A 17554-nucleotide genomic window follows, 5' to 3' on the forward strand; every position below is an offset into this window, starting at 1 on the left:
TGGCCGCGGGGGCGGTTAGGATCGACGGACCATGGATGACGACGAGTTCGAGGACTACGACCGCGAGGTGGAGCTCGCGCTCTACCGGGAGTACCGGGACATCGTGTCCCAGTTCACGTACGTGGTCGAGACCGAGCGGCGCTTCTACCTCGCCAACGAGGTCGATCTCGTGCGACGCGACACGGAGCACGACTTCTACTTCGAGCTCACCATGACCGACGTGTGGGTGTGGGACGTGTACCGCTCCGACCGGTTCGTGAAGTCCGTCCGCGTGCTCACCTTCAAGGACGTCAACGTCGAGGAGCTGTCGGCGAAGGAGTTCGAGCTCCCCAAGGAGCTCGCCATCGACGAGTAGGGCGCGTCGCTCCCTCCCCAGGCGGGGGCTCCGCCCATCCGGCACCATCCCGTCCCGGACCACGTCCGTCTCCGCGCGCATCGCGCATCCTCTTCGCGGAGGTGCCCATGACACGCACGCAGGACCTGGGACGACGCGGCGAGGAGCTCGCCGCACGGCATCTGATCGAACGGGGGTACACCCTCGTCGAGCGCAACTGGCGGTGCCGCGAGGGGGAGATCGACCTCGTCATGCGCCACGCGGGCACCACGGTGCTCGTGGAGGTGAAGACCCGCGCGGGCCTCGGATACGGGCATCCTCTGGAGGCCGTGACGCGCGTCAAGGCCGCGCGGCTCCGCGTGCTCGCCGGGCTGTGGTGCCAGGAGCATCCCGATCATCGCGGCCCGGTCCGCATCGACGTGGTGGGGGTGATGTGGCCTCCCGGCGCGGAGCCGACCGTCGATGTCGTGCGGAGCGCCTGCTGATGGCCGTCGGACGCACGCTGGCCGTCGCCCTCTCCGGCCTCGACGGGTCGCTCGTCGACGTCGAGGCGGACATCACGAGCCAGCTGCCCGGCTTCGTCCTCATCGGGCTGCCGGACGCCGCGCTCAGCCAGGCGCGGGAGCGCGTCCGGGCGGCCACGGGGAACGCCGGATGCGAGTTCCCGGTCCGACGCGTCACCGTCAACCTCTCGCCGGCCGTCCTGCCCAAGCACGGCTCGGGCTTCGACCTCGCCATCGCCCTGGCGGTCCTGGCCGCCGGCGGATCCGTGTCGGCCGAGTCCGTCGCTGGCACGGTGCACCTGGGCGAGCTGGGGCTCGACGGGCGGCTGCGTCCCACGCACGGCGTGCTCCCCGCGGTGCTCGCGGCCCGTCGGGCGGGATGCCGGCGGGTCATGGTGCCGCGGTGCCACGCCGACGAGGCCTCGCTCGTACCGGACATGCGGGTGGTCGCCGTGTCCGGCCTGCGCGAGGCGGCCATCCACCATGGCGCAGAGCTGGAACCGGAGCCGGACGCCGGCGATGTCGTCCACGGCCCGCCGGCATCGGCCGCCGTCCAGCCGGGGACGGCCGATCCGACGCCGTGCCTCGGGGACGTGGTGGGCAACGAGGAGGCCGTGGACGCGCTCGTCGTCGCGGCGGCCGGTGGCCACCACATGTTCCTGCTCGGGCCACCTGGCGCGGGCAAGACGATGCTCGCCCAGCGGCTGCCCGGTCTCCTGCCCGACCTCGACGAGGAGGCGGCGCTCGAGGTCGGCTGCGTCCGCTCCCTGTGCGGCGACCAGCTCGGCCCGGAGCTGCCCGTGCGTCCGCCGCTGGAGGCACCGCACCACACGGCGAGCGCCTCCGGCCTGGTCGGCGGCGGCAGCGGCCGCATCCGACCCGGAGCCGCCGTCCGGGCCAGCGGGGGAGTGCTGTTCCTCGACGAGGCGCCGGAGTTCTCGGGGGCGGTGCTGGACTGCCTGCGGCAGCCGCTGGAGTCGGGGGTCGTGAGCATCCACCGGGCCAACGGCGTCGCCCACTTCCCCGGCCGCTTCCAGCTGGTCATGGCCGCGAACCCGTGCCCGTGCGGGTCGTTCGGCGTGCCCGGCGCCGACTGCACGTGCCCGCCGCAGGCCCGCCGCCGGTACCTCGCCCGCCTGTCGGGACCGCTCATGGACCGCATGGACATCCGGCTCACCGTGCGCCGGGTCACGAGCGCCGTCCACCGAGCCGCCGACGGGGCTCCTCGCACGACCACGGAGTCCGGCCGTGCCCGCGTCGCCGTCGCCCGCGCTGCCGCCGCCGAGCGCTGGTCCGGGACGCCGTGGCGGCTCAACGCCCACGCGTCCGGGCCCTGGCTCCGGCGGGAGGCGGGCCTCGGCCGCGGGGCCACCGCCTCGCTCGACCGCGCCCTCGACCGCGGGCTCATCACCATGCGCGGCTACGACCGCGTGCTCCGCATCGGGTGGACGCTGGCCGACCTCGACGGCGCCCCGCGCCCCGATGCCGACCACCTCGGGCGCGCCCTCCTCCTGCGGGGCGCATCGTGACCGACGGCGGCGTGGACGTGGGCGCCGCGCCGGACGGCGAGCGCACCGAACCCCTCGCGGGCCTCGAGCGCGCGCCCGCACCCGGCGATGCACGGGCTCGGACGGTCGCGCGGCTCGGGATGTCCGCGGCGGAGGCGCGGGAGCTCGTGGCGGCCCTCCGGCCGACCGCCCCCACCGACGGCGTCGGCGACGGAGACGATGCGCCCGAGATCGTGGCGCGCTGCACCTGGTCCGGGATCGCGGAGCCGGGTGACCGCGTCGCCGGTGCGGTCGTCGGGGTCCTCGGGGCGGCGGGCGCCCTCGCTGCCGTGGTCGACGTGCGGTCCGCGGACGGGGTCGTGGGTCGCATGGTCGACGCCGGACTCGTCCTCGAGGCCGACGGCCGCGATGCGCTCGTCGACGAGGTGCGCGCCGCGCTCGAGCGGTGGAGGCCGCGTGTCGTGCGCACCGAGGCGATGGCCAGGCTGCACGCGGCCCGCGCCGTCGGCGCTCGGGTGCTCGTGCCCGGGGACCCGGCGTGGCCCGACGGCGCGGACGACCTCGGGCCGCATGCCCCGCTCGTCCTCTGGTGGACCGGCGAGGAGCGGGCTCTGGCCGCCCTCCCGAGATCCGTCGCGGTCGTCGGCGCCCGTGCCGCCACGGGGTACGGCGAGCACGTCACCGCCGAGCTCGCCAGCGGGCTCGTCGACCGCGGCATGGAGATCGTGTCGGGCGGGGCCTACGGCATCGACGGCGTCGCTCACCGAGCGGCCGTCGCATCCGGAGGCAGGACCGTCGCCTTCCTCGCGGGGGGCGTCGATCGCCTGTACCCGGCTGGGCACACGGAGCTCTTCGCCCGGATGCGCCGGGACGGGGCGCTCGTGTCCGAGCTGCCCTGCGGCGCCTCGCCCACTCGCTGGAGGTTCCTGTTGCGCAATCGGCTGATCGCCGCCGTCAGCGCCGCCACGGTGGTCGTGGAGGCGGGGGCCCGCAGCGGATCGCTCAACACGGCCAACCACGCGCTGGCGCTGGAGAGACCGCTGGGAGCCGTGCCCGGACCCGTCACGAGCGTCTCGTCGTCCGGCTGTCACCGGCTGATCCGCGAGTCCGGAGCCGCGTGCATCACCTCGGCGGAGGATGCGATGGAGCTCGTCCCGGCCGACAGGGGAGGCGCGTGGGAGGACGCGGGCGTCGTCCGCGCGTCGAGACCCGATGACATCGCGCGGCATCCTGTGAGAGCCGCTGCCGGGCCCCAGACGTCCCCGTCGCACGCGCCGGCCCCGCGTCCGTCCGGGCCGTCTCCGGACGAGGCGGGACGCGCTCGGACGTCGAGCGCGGACGCCGTGGCCGACCCGCGGGTGACACGCGTCCTCGACGCGTTGAGCACCCGGCGAGCGCGGGAGACCTTCGAGGTCGCCTCCCAGGCGGGTCTGGGCATCGCGGAGACGTCGTCCGTCCTCGGACGCCTCGAGCTCGAGGGCCACGCCGCGCGTCCGGACGGGGGTTGGGTCCGTCGTCCGTCCTCGCGATGACTCGGGACCGCGCCGGATGCGGACGGGCGACGCCCCTCGTCCGGCGCGGAGCGTCGGCGTGCGGGGGAGGAGACCGTAGCCTTCGGGCATGGAGACGCCTCGGACCGGTCGCACCCCCCTCGAGCGGGACATCGACGGCTTCGGCGTCGCGCTCCGGCTGGAGCGGGGCAGCTCGGCGAACACCGTGCGGTCCTACGCGTCTGACCTCCAGGACCTGGCCGCGCATGCGGCCAGCCAGGGCGTCACGGCCGCCGCCGATCTCGATCTCGAGCTGCTGAGGGACTGGATGTGGCGCGGATCCCAGGCGCGGCTCGCCCCCGCCACCCTCGCACGACGCTCCGCGGCCGTCCGGGGATTCTGCGCATGGCTCCTGCGGGAGGGGCGGATCGACGCCGATCCCGCGGCGCGGCTGAAGGCCCCCCGCGCCGGGACGCATCTCCCGCGCGTCCTCGCCCGCGAGCAGATGTCCGCCCTCCTCGACGGACTCGCCGCGCGCGCCGCGGAGGACGAGCCGGCTGCCCTGCGTGACCTGGCCGTCGTCGAGCTGCTGTACGCCTCGGCGCTCCGCGTGTCCGAGCTCATCGGCCTCGACCTCGGCGACATCGATCCGTCGCGCTTGACCGCTCGCGTCGTCGGGAAGGGCGACCGCGAGCGCGTCGTGCCGTTCGGCGTGCCCGCTGCCGAGGCGCTGGACGCCTACGTCACGCGCGGCCGACCCCATCTCGTCACCCCGCGGACCGGCAGCGCCCTCATGCTCGGCGCCCGCGGAGGGCGTCTCGGTCCGCGCGCCGTCTACGGGCTCGTCGCGTCGCTGCTCGAGGGCATCCCCGGCTCGGGGCCGCAGGGGCCGCACGCGCTCCGGCACACGGCGGCCACCCACCTCCTGGACGGCGGGGCGGACCTGCGCACCGTGCAGGAGATGCTCGGGCACGCCAGCCTCGGGACCACGCAGATCTACACGCATGTCTCCGTCGACCGGCTGCGCCGCAGCTACGCGGGTGCGCACCCGCGCGCCTGAGACGCGGCGGGCGCGTCTGCGGCAGCGCGTGGACGCACGCGTGCCCGCGTCGGATGCCGGAGCGGGGAGCGCTCGCGCGCGACGCGCCCGTCCGGCGGCGTCCGTCGCCGCGGGCCACCGGGCCGTCGCGGTCGCCTGGTCCGTGCGCGCCGATGCACGGGCTGGACGCTTCAGGGGTCCAGCGGCAGCAGCACCGCGTGGCGGAGCGACGCGAGGAGCAGAGCCGGATCCACGTACTCGCCGTGGAGCCGGGCCCCGAGGTGCACGCCGCCGTCGGGCTCGTGCCGGGGCGCGGCGGCCACGGTCCCGATGACCTGCCCGACCGACACGCGCTCCCCGGCGGAGACGGTCGGGACGACGGGCTCCACCGAGGACACGAGCCCGTCCGCGTGACGGATGCTGACGACGGGTCGATCGACGACGACGCCCGCGAACGACACCGTGCCGTCGGCGGGCGCCAGGACGTCGGCACCCGGATCCGCGGCGATGTCGACGCCGCGATGACCGGGGCCGTACGCGGTGGCCGGCGGCGAGAAGGGGCGCGTGATCGTGTGCGGAGGGCGCACCGGCCACCGCCACCGGGGCGCCACGGACGACGCGGACGACGCGGATGCGCCGTCGGCACCCTCGGCACCGGACCCGCGACCCGCGCTGCCGTCATCCGCGGCTACGGCTACGGCCGCGCATGAGGCCGCACCAACGGCTACGGCCGCGCATGAGGCCGCACCAACGGCTACGGCCGCACTTGAGGCCGCGCCTGCGGTCGGCGTCGTCCACCGCTCCGCGCCGATCGCGCGCATCGCGTGCGATCGCGGGACGGCCCCGAGCGCTACCGCCGTCTCGCTCGGGCAGGTAGGCCCCACGGCGAGGGCGCATGCCGTCGTGAGGGCGGCGACCACGACGCGGGCCGCTCGGACCGTCCCCCTCCGTCCCCGCCACGCGCCGCCGGCACCCTCTGCCAGCGCCACCCGATGCCCCGACGCTTCCGCCCCTGCCGATCCCACCCGTCCCGCCCGGTCCGCCCCTCGCGCCCTCGCCCGTCCCGCCTGTGCCCGCATCCGCTCCCGCCTCCCGCTCGTCGACGCCGCGCGCGCCGACGTCACGCGGTCCAGGATGCGGGCCCGCTAGCACGGGCGTCGCCGGGCGACCCGCACCGCGGAGAAGTGGCAGAGTGGTCCGTTGTGAACGAGACGACGACCCCCCGGGATGAGAAGAAGCTCCAGCGACGCGCGATCGGGTTGGCGGTCTCCGCCGCGGTGGGGGGCTTCCTCTTCGGGTTCGACTCCTCGGTCATCAACGGCGCGGTCTCCGCGATCCAGGGCCGGTTCGCGCTGAGCGAGACGCTCATCGGACTCGCCGTCGCGAGCGCCCTGCTCGGCTGCGCGCTCGGCGCCTACCTCGCGGGTCGCATCGCGGACCGCTTCGGACGGCGCTGGACCATGATCGCGGGCGCGTTCTTCTTCTTCATCAGCGCGTTCGGCTCCGGTCTCGCGTTCAGCGTCTGGGACCTCACCATCTGGCGCGTCATCGGCGGACTGGGCATCGGCATCGCGTCGGTCGTCGCCCCCGCGTACATCGCGGAGATCTCTCCGAAGCTCCTCCGCGGCCGGCTCGCGTCGCTCCAGCAGCTCGCGATCACGCTCGGCATCTTCACCGCCCTGCTCTCCGACGCCGTCTTCGCCGGGGCCGCGGGAGGCGCGTCCGAGGGCTTCTGGCTCGGCCTGGAGGCCTGGCGCTGGATGCTCCTCGTCTGCGCCATCCCCGCCATCGTCTACGGCTTCCTCGCCTTCCGCCTCCCCGAGTCGCCCCGCTTCCTCGTGGAGAAGGGCCGCAAGGACGAGGCCCAGGCGATCCTCGCGAGCGTCTGGAAGCAGGAGGACATCGACCGCGCCAGCCGCGACCTCGAGCGCCAGATCGAGGAGGACCGCGTCGCCAAGCGCACCGGCACGCTCCGCGGACGGAAGTTCGGCCTGCAGGGCATCGTCTGGATCGGCATCATCCTGTCCGTGTTCCAGCAGTTCGTCGGCATCAACGTGATCTTCTACTACTCCACGACGCTCTGGCAGGCCGTCGGCTTCGACGAGTCCCAGTCGCTCACCACCTCGGTCATCACGGCCGTCACCAACGTCGCCGTCACCTTCATCGCCATCGCGCTGGTCGACCGCATCGGCCGCCGCCCGATCCTGCTGACCGGCTCGCTCGCGATGGCCGTGTCCCTCGCCGTCATGGCCGTCTGCTTCAGCCAGTCCGCGACCGTCGACGGCGAGGTCGCCCTGCCGCAGCCCTTCGGCGTCATCGCGATCATCGCGGCCAACGTCTTCGTCATCGGCTTCGGCGCCTCGTGGGGCCCGCTCGTCTGGGTGCTGCTCGGCGAGATCTTCCCGAACCGCATCCGCGCGAAGGCGCTCGGCGTCGCCGCGATGGCCCAGTGGATCGCCAACTTCGTCATCACCGTCTCGTTCCCGGCGCTCTCCGCGTTCTCGCTGCCCTTCACCTACGGCATGTACGCGGCGTTCGCCGCCCTCTCGTTCGTCTTCGTGCTCATGAAGATCCCGGAGACCAACGGCATGTCGCTCGAGGAGGCCGAGACGCTCTTCGTCGACAAGCCCAAGAAGCGCAAGGACGCCGCGCGCCGCTGACCCGGCGGACCGCCCCGCGGGTGGTACCATCGACCAGCACCCGATCCAGGTCGGGTGACTACGCGTGCCCATCAGGCCTCCGCATCCACTCGGTCTCCTCCCGGCGATGATCCCTGTCGCTCGAGGAGCGGATGCGCGCCGGGCACCAGGATCAGCGGTCGTCCCGACCGCCGAGCGAACCGACGAGGCGCGCCGCGCGAGCGCGCGCCGGAACAGGAGTACGGCCATGGCCGTCGTCACCATCCGCCAGCTGCTCGACTGCGGCGTCCACTTCGGTCACCCGAAGACGCGCTGGAACCCGAAGATGAAGCGCTTCATCTTCACCGAGCGCTCCGGCATCTACATCATCGACCTCCAGCAGTCGCTGGCCCTCATCGACAAGGCCTACGACTTCGTCAAGGAGACCGTCGCCCACGGCGGCACCATCCTCTTCGTCGGCACCAAGAAGCAGGCGCAGGAGTCCATCGCCGAGCAGGCGCAGCGCGTCGGCCAGCCCTACGTCAACCAGCGCTGGCTGGGTGGTCTGCTGACCAACTTCCAGACCGTGCACAAGCGCCTCAACCGCCTCAAGGAGCTCGACCTCGTCGACTTCGACGACACGACGCGCGGCTTCACCAAGAAGGAGCTCCTCATCCAGCGTCGCGAGCGCGACAAGCTGGAGAAGAGCCTCGGCGGAATCCGCAACCTGACCAAGACGCCGTCGGCGATGTGGGTCGTGGACACCAAGAAGGAGCACCTCGCGATCGACGAGGCGCGCAAGCTCGGCATCCCCGTCATCGGCATCCTCGACACCAACTGCGACCCGGACGAGGTCCAGTACCCGATCCCGGGCAACGACGACGCGATCCGCTCCGTCGCGCTGCTGACGCGCATCATCGCCGACGCCGCCGCCGAGGGCCTCATCCAGCGCCACCAGAAGCCCGACGCCGAGGGCTCCGCGCCCGCCGAGCCGCTGGCCGATTGGGAGCGCGAGCTGCTCGAGCAGGGCGACGCCGCCAAGGCCGAGCTGCCCGTCGAGGAGAACGACGTCGACGCCGAGGTCTCCGCCAAGAACGAGGCGAAGTCCGAGGACGAGGTCCCCGCGCCCGTGCACGCCCCCGAGTCCGACGACGCCACCGAGGCGAAGATCGAGGCCGAGGCGACCGAGGCCGAGGCAGCGCCCTCCACGACGGTCCCTGTCTCCGAGTAGTCCGCCACACGCACCATCCCGACGGGCGGGCGCGGGGAACCGCGCCCGCCCGTCGGGCACTCACCACCGGGACACCCCCGGATCATCACCTACAGAAGGAGTCCATGAGCATGGCGAACTTCACTGCCGCTGACGTCAAGGAGCTGCGCGACCGCCTCGGCGCCGGCATGATGGACAGCAAGAACGCGCTGGTCGAGGCCGACGGCGACATCGAGAAGGCCATCGAGATCCTGCGCCTCAAGGGCCAGAAGGGCAACGCGAAGCGCGGCGACCGCTCCACCGCCGAGGGCCTCGTCGCCGCATCCGAGGAGGGCGGCGCCGCCACCCTCATCGAGCTCGCGTGCGAGACCGACTTTGTCGCGAAGAACGACAAGTTCATCGCGCTGTCCGAGTCCGTCCTCGCCGCGGTCGTCGCGGCCGGCGCGTCCACCGTCGAGGAGGCCCTGCAGGCCCCCGCCGGCGAGCAGACCGTCGACCAGCTCATCAGCGACCAGGCCGCCATCCTCGGCGAGAAGATCGCGCTCCGCCGAGTGGTCCGCCTCGCCGGCGAGCACCAGGAGGTCTACCTCCACCGCACGTCGAAGGACCTCCCGCCCCAGGTCGGCGTCGTCGTCGACTACTCGGGCACCGACGCCGAGACGGCCCGCAGCATCGCGCAGCACATCGCGTTCGCCGACCCGGAGTACCTCGCCCGCGAGGACGTCCCGGCGGACAAGGTCGAGGCCGAGCGCGCGATCGTCACCGAGATCTCCCGCAACGAGGGCAAGCCCGAGGCCGCCCTGCCGAAGATCATCGAGGGTCGCCTCACCGGCTTCTTCAAGCAGGTCGCGCTCCTCGAGCAGGACTACGCGAAGGACAACAAGCAGTCGGTCAAGAAGGTCGTCGAGGCCGCGGGCCTCACGATCACGGGCTTCGCCCGCTTCAAGGTCGGCGCGTAGCACCACCACGGGGAGCCCGGGTCATCGCGACCCGGGCTCCCTTCGCCATGCCCGGGCCCGGACGGCGGCGTGATCCGCCGTCGTCCCCACCCTGGCGCCACAGTAGATTGGACCGGGGCCTGATGCGGCTCCGACCGAGGGACGGGAACAGCACCATGACCGATCAGACCACCAGGCGCCGCGTCCTCCTCAAGCTCTCGGGGGAGTCCTTCGGCGGCGGCCAGATGGGCGTCGACCCGGACGTCGTGAGCGCCCTGGCGCGCGAGATCGCGGAGGCGGCCGAGACCGTCGAGGTCGCCATCGTCGTCGGAGGCGGCAACTTCTTCCGCGGCGCGCAGCTCTCGCAGCGGGGCATGGACCGAGGCCGCGCCGACTACATGGGCATGCTCGGAACCGTGATGAACGCCCTCGCCCTCCAGGACTTCCTCGAGCAGGCCGGCGCGGCGACGCGCGTGCAGTCCGCCATCTCGATGACCCAGGTCGCCGAGCCCTACATCCCGCGTCGCGCGGAGCGCCACCTCGAGAAGGGCCGCATCGTCATCTTCGGCGCCGGAGCGGGTCTGCCGTACTTCTCCACCGACACGGTCGCCGCCCAGCGCGCGCTGGAGATCCAGGCCGTCGAGGTGCTCGTCGCCAAGAACGGCGTCGACGGCGTCTACACGGGGGACCCGCGCACGGATCCGTCCGCCACGCTCCTCGACACGCTCACCTACCAGGACGCGCTCCAGCAGGGGCTCAAGGTCGTCGACTCGACCGCGTTCTCCCTCTGCATGGACAACGACATGAAGATGGTGGTCTTCGGCATGGAGCCCGGCGGCAACGTCACGCGCGCCATCCGGGGCGAGCGCATCGGCACCATCGTCTCCAACTGACGAGGTCGTCCGCCCGCCGGCCCCGCGGCCGCGCCGGGCGGGATGGCCTCCCCATCCGCGTTAAGATCGATCGGGCGCCTGCCGCGTCCGCGCTACCGAAGGAGATCCCGTGACCGTCGCCGAAGTCCTCGCAGATGCCCGAGACCGGATGGGCAAGGCCGTCGAGTCGGTGAAGGAGGACTTCGGATCCGTCCGCACGGGCCGCGCCAACCCCGCCCTCTTCCAGAAGGTCCTCGTCGAGTACTACGGCAGCCCCACGCCGCTCGGCCAGCTCGCCAGCATGAACAACCCGGAGGCACGGACGCTCATCGTCACGCCCTACGACAAGACGGCGCTCAAGGAGATCGAGAAGGCGCTCGTGAACGTCCCCAACCTCAGCGCCACCGTCGGCAACGACGGCGAGATGGTCCGCCTCACGCTCCCTGAGCTCACGGAGGACCGCCGCAAGGAGTTCGTCAAGATCGTCCGCGGCAAGGCCGAGGAGGGGCGCGTGAGCGTCCGCAACATCCGCCGCCGCTCCAAGGACGAGCTGGACGCGCTCAAGGGCGAGGTCGGCGACGACGAGGTGTCCCGTGGTGAGAAGGAGCTCGAGGCCCTCACCAAGACGCACACCGACCAGGTCGACGACGCGCTGAAGCGCAAAGAGACCGAACTCCTCGAGGTCTAGGTGGACAGCCCCGACGATCCCGCCGAGCGGGCGCCCGTCGTCCCGCCCGCGACGCGGCCCGGCGGCGCTCCGCGGATCCGGCGGCACCGCGGCCGCGTGACCCGCGCGGACTTCGAGGCGCAGGTGCAGGCGACGCGCGCCGACCTCACCGCCCAGGTGCGGGCAACCCGCGCCTCGCTGGAGGCGACGAACGACCGCATCAACGCGCGCACCGGACGCAACCTGCTGTTCGCCGTGTCCGTGGGCCTGCTGCTCGGCGGGGTCGTGCTCGTCAGCCTCGTCGTGGTGAAGGAGCTGTTCGTCCTGATCGCCATGGCGCTCATCGCGTTCACGGCGTACGAGCTGGCGACGGCCCTCCGTCAGGCCGGTCGGCGCGTGCCGCGCGTCGGGTCCGTGGTGGCGGTGGTCGCCTACCTGCCGCTCACCTACCTCTGGCGGCCCGACGGGCAGTGGCTCGGCTTGCTCGGCACCATGGCCGGCCTCGCCCTGTGGCGCGTCGTCGAGCAGGCGGTACCGGCCCGACGCACGTCCTCCCGGGCGCTCGCGGGCGACATCGGCTCGAGCCTCTTCCTGCTCGCCTACGTCGGCCTCCTCGGGTCGTTCGCCGTCCTGCTCACGGCCGAGGACGGCGGCGAGTGGTGGACGCTGGCCTTCCTCATCCTCGTGGTCTGCTGCGACACGGGCGCCTACGCGGCGGGCCTCAACTTCGGCAAGCACCCCATGGCCCCGACGATCAGCCCGAAGAAGACGTGGGAGGGATTCGCGGGTGCGGCGGTCGCGGCGGTCCTGGCCGGCGTCCTCGTCGCCGAGTTCATGATCCACCAGCCGTGGTGGTTCGGCGTGGTCATGGGCCTCGTCATCGTCGTGACCGCGACGATGGGCGACCTCGCCGAGTCGCTGATGAAGCGGGACCTCGGCGTGAAGGACATCAGCTCCTGGCTGCCGGGCCACGGCGGGTTCCTCGACCGGCTCGACTCGATCCTCCCGTCCGCCGCCGTGGCCTACGCGCTGTTCCTCATCGTCCAGGGCGTTCCCTCGTAGGATGTCCCGGATGACCACCACCTTCCCGACCGCCGGGCGCCGCGAGCGCGGCTACGACCCCGCGCAGGTCGACGCCTTCCTGCAGGACGCGCGCCGCTGCTACGACGACGAGGCCGACCGCTCCCTCACCTCGGAGACCATCCGCCGCGTGTCCTTCGACATGCGCCGTGGCGGTTACTCGGCTGCCGCGGTCGACCGCGTGCTCGAGCGCCTGGAGGACGCCTTCGCGGTGCGCGAGCGCGACCGCACGGTGGCCCGCGTCGGCGCGGACGCCTGGAACGCGGAGGCGCGACGGGCGGCGCAGGAGATCCTCGACCGGGTCAGCCGTCCGGCGGGGGAGCGCTTCGACCGGGCGGGGCTCCTCACGACCGGGTACGACCGCCGCGAGGTCGACCGCTTCGCGGACCGCGTCGCCAAGTACTTCCGCGGCACGAAGCCCATGAGCGTCGACGACGTGCGCACGGTGGCCTTCCACCCGCGTCGCGGCGGCTATCGCGAGGCGCAGGTGGACCTGCTCCTCGACGCGGTGGTCGACGTGATGAACGCCGTCCGCTGAGGCGACCCACGGTTCCTCCACCGCATCCGCGCCTGGCAGGACGCCCCCGATCCGGCTCTCGACTCGCCATCGAGGTAACGGATGGGTAAAGTCGAGCGGAGTTATGGGTAGACACGCGCACGACCTCGCCCCTCGCCAGCCGCTCACCGCCGCTCCGAGGCCCGTCCGCCGACGCCGATCGGCGTTCTCCCGTGTGGCGGCCCCCACCATCGCCTTCGGCGCGGCCGCCGCGTTCATGCTGGTCAACGTCGTGGATCCCACGTCGGGCGCGGTCGCGAACCCGCAGTACCAGGAGTACCAGGCCACGGTCGCCCAGCTCGCCCGGGCCGACGCCCAGACGCTCACCGTGGCGTCCGCGGAGACGACGGTCGAGATCGAGCCGGGCTTCCAGTCCGTCGCCCCGCCGCCGCCACCGCCCCCGCCCGTCGTCGCTCCCGCTCCGTCGACCGGCTCGGGATCGGGTACCGGTGCCAAGGCGTCCGGCGGGTCCCCGTCCTCCGGCGGACCGGTGGCCGTCCCGGATCCCGGCAGCGCGCGCGGCATCGCCCGCAGCATCCTCGCGTCGCAGGGCATGGGCGACGACCAGTTCGCGTGCCTCGACTACCTGTGGAACAAGGAGTCCGGCTGGCGCACCAACGCGTACAACCCGAGCGGCGCGTACGGCATCCCGCAGGCGCTGCCCGGCAGCAAGATGGCGTCCGCCGGCGCCGACTGGCAGACCAACCCCGCAACGCAGATCACCTGGGGCCTCGGCTACATCGACTCGCGCTACGGCACCCCGTGCGGCGCCAAGGCGCACAGCGTCCTGAAGAACTGGTACTGACCCGACGCCCGTCCGGATCCCGATCCGGACGGGCGTCCGTCGTCCGCCCGTCGGACTAGCCTCGGAGCATGGACTACGCGGCTCTCGGCGTCGCCGGGATCGCGACCCTGGTCGCCGTCACCCTCCTCGCCCGACGGATCCGCGTGGCGACGCCGCTCGTGCTCGTGCTGGTGGGCGTCGGCGTCTCCTTCCTCCCGGGGGTTCCTCCCGTGGAGGTGCCGCCCGAGCTGATCCTCGCGGGCGTCCTCCCGCCGCTGCTGTACGGCGCCGCGGTGACGGTGCCGCTCGTGGACCTGCGACGCAACCTCCGCACGATCGTCAGCCTCTCCGTCGTCCTCGTGCTGGTGTCGGCCGCGGGCATCGGCCTCCTGCTCTACGCGCTGTTCCCGGACCTGTCGTTCGCGGGCGCGCTGGCCCTCGGGGCGGTGGTGAGCCCGCCGGACGCCGTGGCCGCGACGAGCATCGCCCGGCGTCTCGGACTGCCGCCGCGCCTCGTGACGGTGCTGGAGGGCGAGGGCCTCGTCAACGACGCGACCGCCCTGGTGCTGCTGCGGACGTCGATCGCCGCCGTGGGCGCCTCGGTCGACCTGTGGCAGGCCGCCGGCGGCTTCCTCCTCTCCGCGGTGGGCGCCCTGGCCATCGGCATCGCCGTCGGCGCCCTCACGACCGAGATCCGACGTCGCCTCGACGACCCCGTGCTCGACACGGCCATCTCCTTCGCGGTGCCGTTCGTGGCGTTCATCCCCGCCGAGGAGATCGGGGCGTCCGGGGTGCTCGCGGTCGTCGCCGCGGGCATCTGGTCGGGGCACCGGAGCGCCTCCACGCTGTCGGCTCAGTCGCGGATCAACGAGCGGCTCAACTGGCGGACCGCGTTGTTCCTGCTCGAGAACGGGGTGTTCCTCGTGATGGGGCTGGAGCTCCGGGACATCCTCGACGAGGTGCACGAGGCCGACCTCGGAGTCGACACGGCGATCCTCTACGGGCTCCTCACCCTCGCGGTGCTGACCCTCATCCGCTTCGCCTTTCTCGTGCCGCTGCTGTTGGGCCTGCGTCGTCACGAGCAGCGCGCCGCGGAACGGGCGCGACGCGTCGGGCGCTGGCTCGAACGCCTCCGCCGCGCGCGCGGCGACGACCGGCCCAGCCGTCGGGAGCGCCGGGCCGCGCGGATCCTCCGACGCCGCCGGGCGGACATCGAGGCGCTCCGCTCGCAGGGTCTCGGCTGGCGCGGCGGCCTCGTGCTCGGCTGGGCCGGCATGCGGGGCGTGGTGACGCTGGCGGCGGCGCAGTCGCTGCCGAACGGGACCCCGTACCGGGCGCAGCTGGTGCTGATCGCCTTCACGGTCGCGATCGTGTCCCTGCTCGTGAACGGCGGGACGCTCCCCGCGGTCATCCGCCTGAGCGGGATCCGGGGGAGCGACCAGGTGGAGGACGAGCGCGACCTCGCGGAGCTGGTGTCGGAGCTCGCCGACGCGGGCATCCGCGCGCTCGACGAGGGCGCGCGGACCCTGCCGCACGGCCAGGAGGTCGACCCCCAGGTGGTGGAGCGCGTGCGCCGCGACACGGCTCTGCGCGCGGAGTGGGCGAGCGAGCGCGCCGAGGCGATGGCGGCCGACGACGACGCGCCGCTCACCCCGCGCGCGACCTACCTCCTGCTCCGCCGCCACGTCCTCGACGCCGAGCGCCAGGCGCTGCTGGAGGCGCGCGGCACGGGACGGCACCCCTCGCGGGTCCTCGCGCGCGCCCAGCGGATGCTTGACCACGAGGAGGCGCGCCTCGGCCGGCAGGGCGACGCCGGCTGACGGGACGGCGCGGCGCGCGGCCTAGGATCGGATCATGCCGCGCAGCAATCGACCCCGGGGGAGACGCCGCCCGGGGGACGAGGACGAAGACGTGCTGACGCGCCTCCTCAGCGGATCGCAGCACACGGAGACCCGGCGCGGACGCGTCTGGAACGTGCAGCCCGTCTCCGCCGCCCGCGCGCTCAAGGTGTACCGCTGCCCCGGATGCCTGCTCGACATCGAGCCGGGCCACGCGCACGTCGTCGCGTGGCGCGCCGACGGGATGATGGGCGAGGAGAGCGACCTCGCCGCCCGCCGGCACTGGCACTCCCACTGCTGGAAGGTCTCATGACGGACACCGCCCCCCGCCCCATCACGAGCTCCACGGAGCTGCCCGCCCGGCGCGAGGACGTGGAGCTCGTCACCGCCGACGGCCTGCGCCTCGTGGGGGAGCTGGCGCTGCCGGCCGACCGGGATCCCGTGGCCACCCTCGTGACGCTGCATCCGCTGCCGACCGCGGGCGGGTTCATGGACTCGCACGTGCTGCGCAAGGCGGCGCTGCGCCTCCCCGCCCTCGCCGACCTCGCCGTGCTGCGCTTCAACACGCGGGGCACGACGTCCGCCCGCGGGACCAGCGAGGGCGCCTTCGACGGCGGCGAGGGGGAGCGCCACGACCTGGCCGCCGCCATGGACCTCGTCGCCGAGCGCGGGCTCCCGGCGCCGTGGATCGTCGGCTGGTCGTTCGGCACCGAGATCGCGCTGCGGCACGGACGCGCGCACCCCGTCGAGGGCGCGGCGCTGCTCTCGCCCCCGCTGCACCGGGCGAGCGCCGAGGAGGTCGCCGCCTGGCACGGCGACCCCCGCCGGCTCGTGATCCTGGTGCCCGAGCACGACGACTTCCTGCAGCCGGACGAGGCACGCCGGAGGTTCGCGTCCGTGCCCGAGGCGGAGCTCATCGCGGTCGACGGCGCCAAGCACCTGTGGGTGGGGGAGTCGCAGGTGTCCCGCGTGCTCACCGAGATCGTGCGGACCGTGAACCCGGCCGCGCTGCCGCTCCCGACGGAGTGGCCTCCGGCCTGAGCCGGACGGGCGTCAGCGCTCGTTCTGGAGCGGCACGGCGACCTGCCGGATGATGAGCAGCACCGCGGCGGCGACCGGCACCGCGATGAGGGCCCCCAGCACGCCGAGCAGCGTGCCGCCCGTGATCGCGGCGATCACCACCACCACACCGGGCACCTTGACCGCGCGGTTCATGATGTTCGGGCTGAGGACGTACGCCTCGATCTGCATGTAGACGAGGTAGTAGACCGCCACCGCGATCCAGGTGTTCGTCGACTCCGGCAGCAGCACGACCTGGCCGAGCACGATGAGCGTGGAGCCGGTGATGGTGCCCACGAGCGGCAGCAGCGAGAAGAGGAACGCGATGAACGCCCACACGGCGGGGAGCGCCGCGCCCACGATGCTCAGGTAGATGAAGCTCAGCACGCCGTTGCAGAGCGCGAGCCCCACCTGGCCCGTGACGTAGCGGCCGACCGACTGGGTGATCTGCTCGGCGATGTCGGCGAAGCGCGCGCGCCGCGTCGCCGGCACCAGCTTGTAGAGGCCGCTCTTGAAGGAGTTGAGCGAGGCCGTGAAGTACATCGTGAGGATCAGGATGATGACCGTGCCGAAGAGGAAGTTGCCGATGGTGAAGGCGACGTTGATGACGTTGCCCGTGATGGTCGCGACGTTGGACGCGTTCGACAGGTAGGTGATGAGCTGGTCGGCGCCGCTCTGCACGTCGAAGACCTCGCGGGGCACGAACGACTGCAGGTTCGCGATGAACTGGTCGCCGCTCACGCTCTGGGCGTACTCGACGATCTGCGTGACGAGCGCGCTCGCCTGGTTCACGACCACGGGGATCACGGCGAGGAGGACCCCGGCCAGGGAGCCGAGGAGCACGAGGAAGATCACGAGGATGGCGACGGGGCGCGGCACCCCCTTGCGCTCGAGGAAGGTCACGAGCGGATCGATGCCGAGCGCCAGGAAGATGGCGGTGCCGACGTACGTGAGGACGCTGCCGAGCGAGACGAGCGCGCCGCCGATGACGAGGGCGGTGAGGACGCCGAGGCCGGCCAGGAGGCCGAGCCGGTAGGGGTTGTGGATCTTCACGTCGG

General features: G+C 73.1%; 18 protein-coding genes. 16 read left to right on the forward strand and 2 right to left on the reverse strand.

The genetic code is table 11. From position 1 onward, the window contains the following. The first annotated feature begins 31 nt into the window (after nucleotides 1-31). From AWH51_RS13965 to AWH51_RS13985, 5 genes are all read left to right on the forward strand, one after another. Nucleotides 32-355 carry a DUF2469 domain-containing protein gene (locus AWH51_RS13965; RefSeq protein WP_063072670.1) on the forward strand — a complete coding sequence of 108 codons (324 nt, stop codon included), beginning with the start codon at nucleotides 32-34 and terminating at the stop codon, nucleotides 353-355. Between the two features lie 107 nt (nucleotides 356-462). Beyond that, on the forward strand, nucleotides 463-819 hold the full coding sequence (locus tag AWH51_RS13970; protein ID WP_063072671.1) for a YraN family protein: 357 nt from the start codon (nucleotides 463-465) through the stop codon (nucleotides 817-819). Next, the gene (locus tag AWH51_RS13975) at nucleotides 819-2366 is read left to right on the forward strand and encodes a YifB family Mg chelatase-like AAA ATPase (protein WP_063072672.1); all 1548 of its coding nucleotides are present in this window, start codon (nucleotides 819-821) and stop codon (nucleotides 2364-2366) included. The genes AWH51_RS13970 and AWH51_RS13975 overlap by 1 nt, the downstream gene beginning before the upstream one ends. Nucleotides 2367-2485: 119 nt before the next feature. Then, the gene (gene dprA, locus AWH51_RS13980) at nucleotides 2486-3877 is read left to right on the forward strand and encodes a DNA-processing protein DprA (RefSeq protein WP_081235150.1); all 1392 of its coding nucleotides are present in this window, start codon (nucleotides 2486-2488) and stop codon (nucleotides 3875-3877) included. Nucleotides 3878-3965: 88 nt separating this feature from the next. Continuing rightward, a complete protein-coding gene (locus tag AWH51_RS13985; protein WP_063072673.1) occupies nucleotides 3966-4895 on the forward strand; it encodes a tyrosine recombinase XerC in 930 nt (309 codons plus the stop codon). A gap of 170 nt (nucleotides 4896-5065) precedes the next feature. Here the strand turns inward: AWH51_RS13985 and AWH51_RS16520 are convergent, their stop codons facing one another. Then, nucleotides 5066-5461 carry a murein hydrolase activator EnvC family protein gene (locus tag AWH51_RS16520; protein WP_254654590.1) on the reverse strand — a complete coding sequence of 132 codons (396 nt, stop codon included), beginning with the start codon at nucleotides 5459-5461 and terminating at the stop codon, nucleotides 5066-5068. Between the two features lie 615 nt (nucleotides 5462-6076). Between AWH51_RS16520 and AWH51_RS13995 the strand changes: the two genes are divergently transcribed. The 11 genes from AWH51_RS13995 (at nucleotide 6077) to AWH51_RS14045 (ending at nucleotide 16478) form a co-directional block, all read left to right on the forward strand. After that, nucleotides 6077-7534 (forward strand): sugar porter family MFS transporter, encoded by a 1458-nt coding sequence (locus tag AWH51_RS13995; RefSeq protein ID WP_063072675.1) that lies wholly within the window; start codon nucleotides 6077-6079, stop codon nucleotides 7532-7534. Between the two features lie 226 nt (nucleotides 7535-7760). Beyond that, nucleotides 7761-8723, forward strand: coding sequence for a 30S ribosomal protein S2 (gene rpsB / locus AWH51_RS14000; protein WP_063072676.1), 963 nt, complete (start codon nucleotides 7761-7763; stop codon nucleotides 8721-8723). A gap of 110 nt (nucleotides 8724-8833) precedes the next feature. Beyond that, nucleotides 8834-9661, forward strand: coding sequence for a translation elongation factor Ts (gene tsf / locus AWH51_RS14005; RefSeq protein ID WP_063072780.1), 828 nt, complete (start codon nucleotides 8834-8836; stop codon nucleotides 9659-9661). 155 nt (nucleotides 9662-9816) lie between these two features. Beyond that, a complete protein-coding gene (gene pyrH / locus AWH51_RS14010) occupies nucleotides 9817-10533 on the forward strand; it encodes a UMP kinase (RefSeq protein WP_063072677.1) in 717 nt (238 codons plus the stop codon). A 148-nt stretch (nucleotides 10534-10681) separates the two neighbouring features. After that, nucleotides 10682-11200, forward strand: a complete 519-nt coding sequence (gene frr / locus AWH51_RS14015; protein WP_063072678.1) for a ribosome recycling factor — start codon at nucleotides 10682-10684, stop codon at nucleotides 11198-11200. Beyond that, a complete protein-coding gene (locus AWH51_RS14020; RefSeq protein WP_081235141.1) occupies nucleotides 11201-12241 on the forward strand; it encodes a phosphatidate cytidylyltransferase in 1041 nt (346 codons plus the stop codon). A 10-nt stretch (nucleotides 12242-12251) separates the two neighbouring features. Then, entirely contained in the window at nucleotides 12252-12797 is a 546-nt protein-coding gene (locus tag AWH51_RS14025; protein WP_063072679.1) for a DivIVA domain-containing protein, read from the forward strand. Nucleotides 12798-12900: 103 nt separating this feature from the next. Further along, complete coding sequence (locus tag AWH51_RS14030; RefSeq protein WP_063072680.1) at nucleotides 12901-13620, forward strand: hypothetical protein; 720 nt, start codon at nucleotides 12901-12903, stop codon at nucleotides 13618-13620. Between the two features lie 68 nt (nucleotides 13621-13688). Next, the gene (locus tag AWH51_RS14035) at nucleotides 13689-15419 is read left to right on the forward strand and encodes a cation:proton antiporter (RefSeq protein WP_063072681.1); all 1731 of its coding nucleotides are present in this window, start codon (nucleotides 13689-13691) and stop codon (nucleotides 15417-15419) included. 34 nt (nucleotides 15420-15453) lie between these two features. Beyond that, nucleotides 15454-15750, forward strand: a complete 297-nt coding sequence (locus tag AWH51_RS14040; protein ID WP_063072682.1) for a hypothetical protein — start codon at nucleotides 15454-15456, stop codon at nucleotides 15748-15750. Continuing rightward, nucleotides 15747-16478, forward strand: coding sequence for an alpha/beta hydrolase (locus tag AWH51_RS14045; protein WP_063072683.1), 732 nt, complete (start codon nucleotides 15747-15749; stop codon nucleotides 16476-16478). Before AWH51_RS14040 ends, AWH51_RS14045 begins: the two co-directional genes overlap by 4 nt. Before the next feature lie 12 nt (nucleotides 16479-16490). Here AWH51_RS14045 and AWH51_RS14050 read toward each other — a convergent pair whose 3' ends face one another. Continuing rightward, a complete protein-coding gene (locus AWH51_RS14050; RefSeq protein WP_063072684.1) occupies nucleotides 16491-17549 on the reverse strand; it encodes an AI-2E family transporter in 1059 nt (352 codons plus the stop codon). Nucleotides 17550-17554: the final 5 nt, after the last annotated feature.

This window comes from Clavibacter tessellarius (assembly GCF_001618005.1).
Taxonomy (GTDB): Bacteria; Actinomycetota; Actinomycetes; order Actinomycetales; family Microbacteriaceae; genus Clavibacter; species Clavibacter tessellarius_A.

Bases quoted from the DNA above. Each gene is read 5' to 3' on its own strand.
- AWH51_RS13965 (WP_063072670.1), top strand. From the start codon at position 32: ATGGATGACGACGAGTTCGAGGACTACGACCGCGAGGTGGAGCTCGCG.
- AWH51_RS13970 (WP_063072671.1), top strand. From the start codon at position 463: ATGACACGCACGCAGGACCTGGGACGACGCGGCGAGGAGCTCGCCGCA.
- AWH51_RS13975 (WP_063072672.1), top strand. From the start codon at position 819: ATGGCCGTCGGACGCACGCTGGCCGTCGCCCTCTCCGGCCTCGACGGG.
- dprA (WP_081235150.1), top strand. From the start codon at position 2,486: ATGTCCGCGGCGGAGGCGCGGGAGCTCGTGGCGGCCCTCCGGCCGACC.
- AWH51_RS13985 (WP_063072673.1), top strand. From the start codon at position 3,966: ATGGAGACGCCTCGGACCGGTCGCACCCCCCTCGAGCGGGACATCGAC.
- rpsB (WP_063072676.1), top strand. From the start codon at position 7,761: ATGGCCGTCGTCACCATCCGCCAGCTGCTCGACTGCGGCGTCCACTTC.
- tsf (WP_063072780.1), top strand. From the start codon at position 8,834: ATGGCGAACTTCACTGCCGCTGACGTCAAGGAGCTGCGCGACCGCCTC.
- pyrH (WP_063072677.1), top strand. From the start codon at position 9,817: ATGACCGATCAGACCACCAGGCGCCGCGTCCTCCTCAAGCTCTCGGGG.
- frr (WP_063072678.1), top strand. From the start codon at position 10,682: ATGGGCAAGGCCGTCGAGTCGGTGAAGGAGGACTTCGGATCCGTCCGC.
- AWH51_RS14025 (WP_063072679.1), top strand. From the start codon at position 12,252: ATGACCACCACCTTCCCGACCGCCGGGCGCCGCGAGCGCGGCTACGAC.
- AWH51_RS14030 (WP_063072680.1), top strand. From the start codon at position 12,901: ATGGGTAGACACGCGCACGACCTCGCCCCTCGCCAGCCGCTCACCGCC.
- AWH51_RS14035 (WP_063072681.1), top strand. From the start codon at position 13,689: ATGGACTACGCGGCTCTCGGCGTCGCCGGGATCGCGACCCTGGTCGCC.
- AWH51_RS14040 (WP_063072682.1), top strand. From the start codon at position 15,454: ATGCCGCGCAGCAATCGACCCCGGGGGAGACGCCGCCCGGGGGACGAG.
- AWH51_RS14045 (WP_063072683.1), top strand. From the start codon at position 15,747: ATGACGGACACCGCCCCCCGCCCCATCACGAGCTCCACGGAGCTGCCC.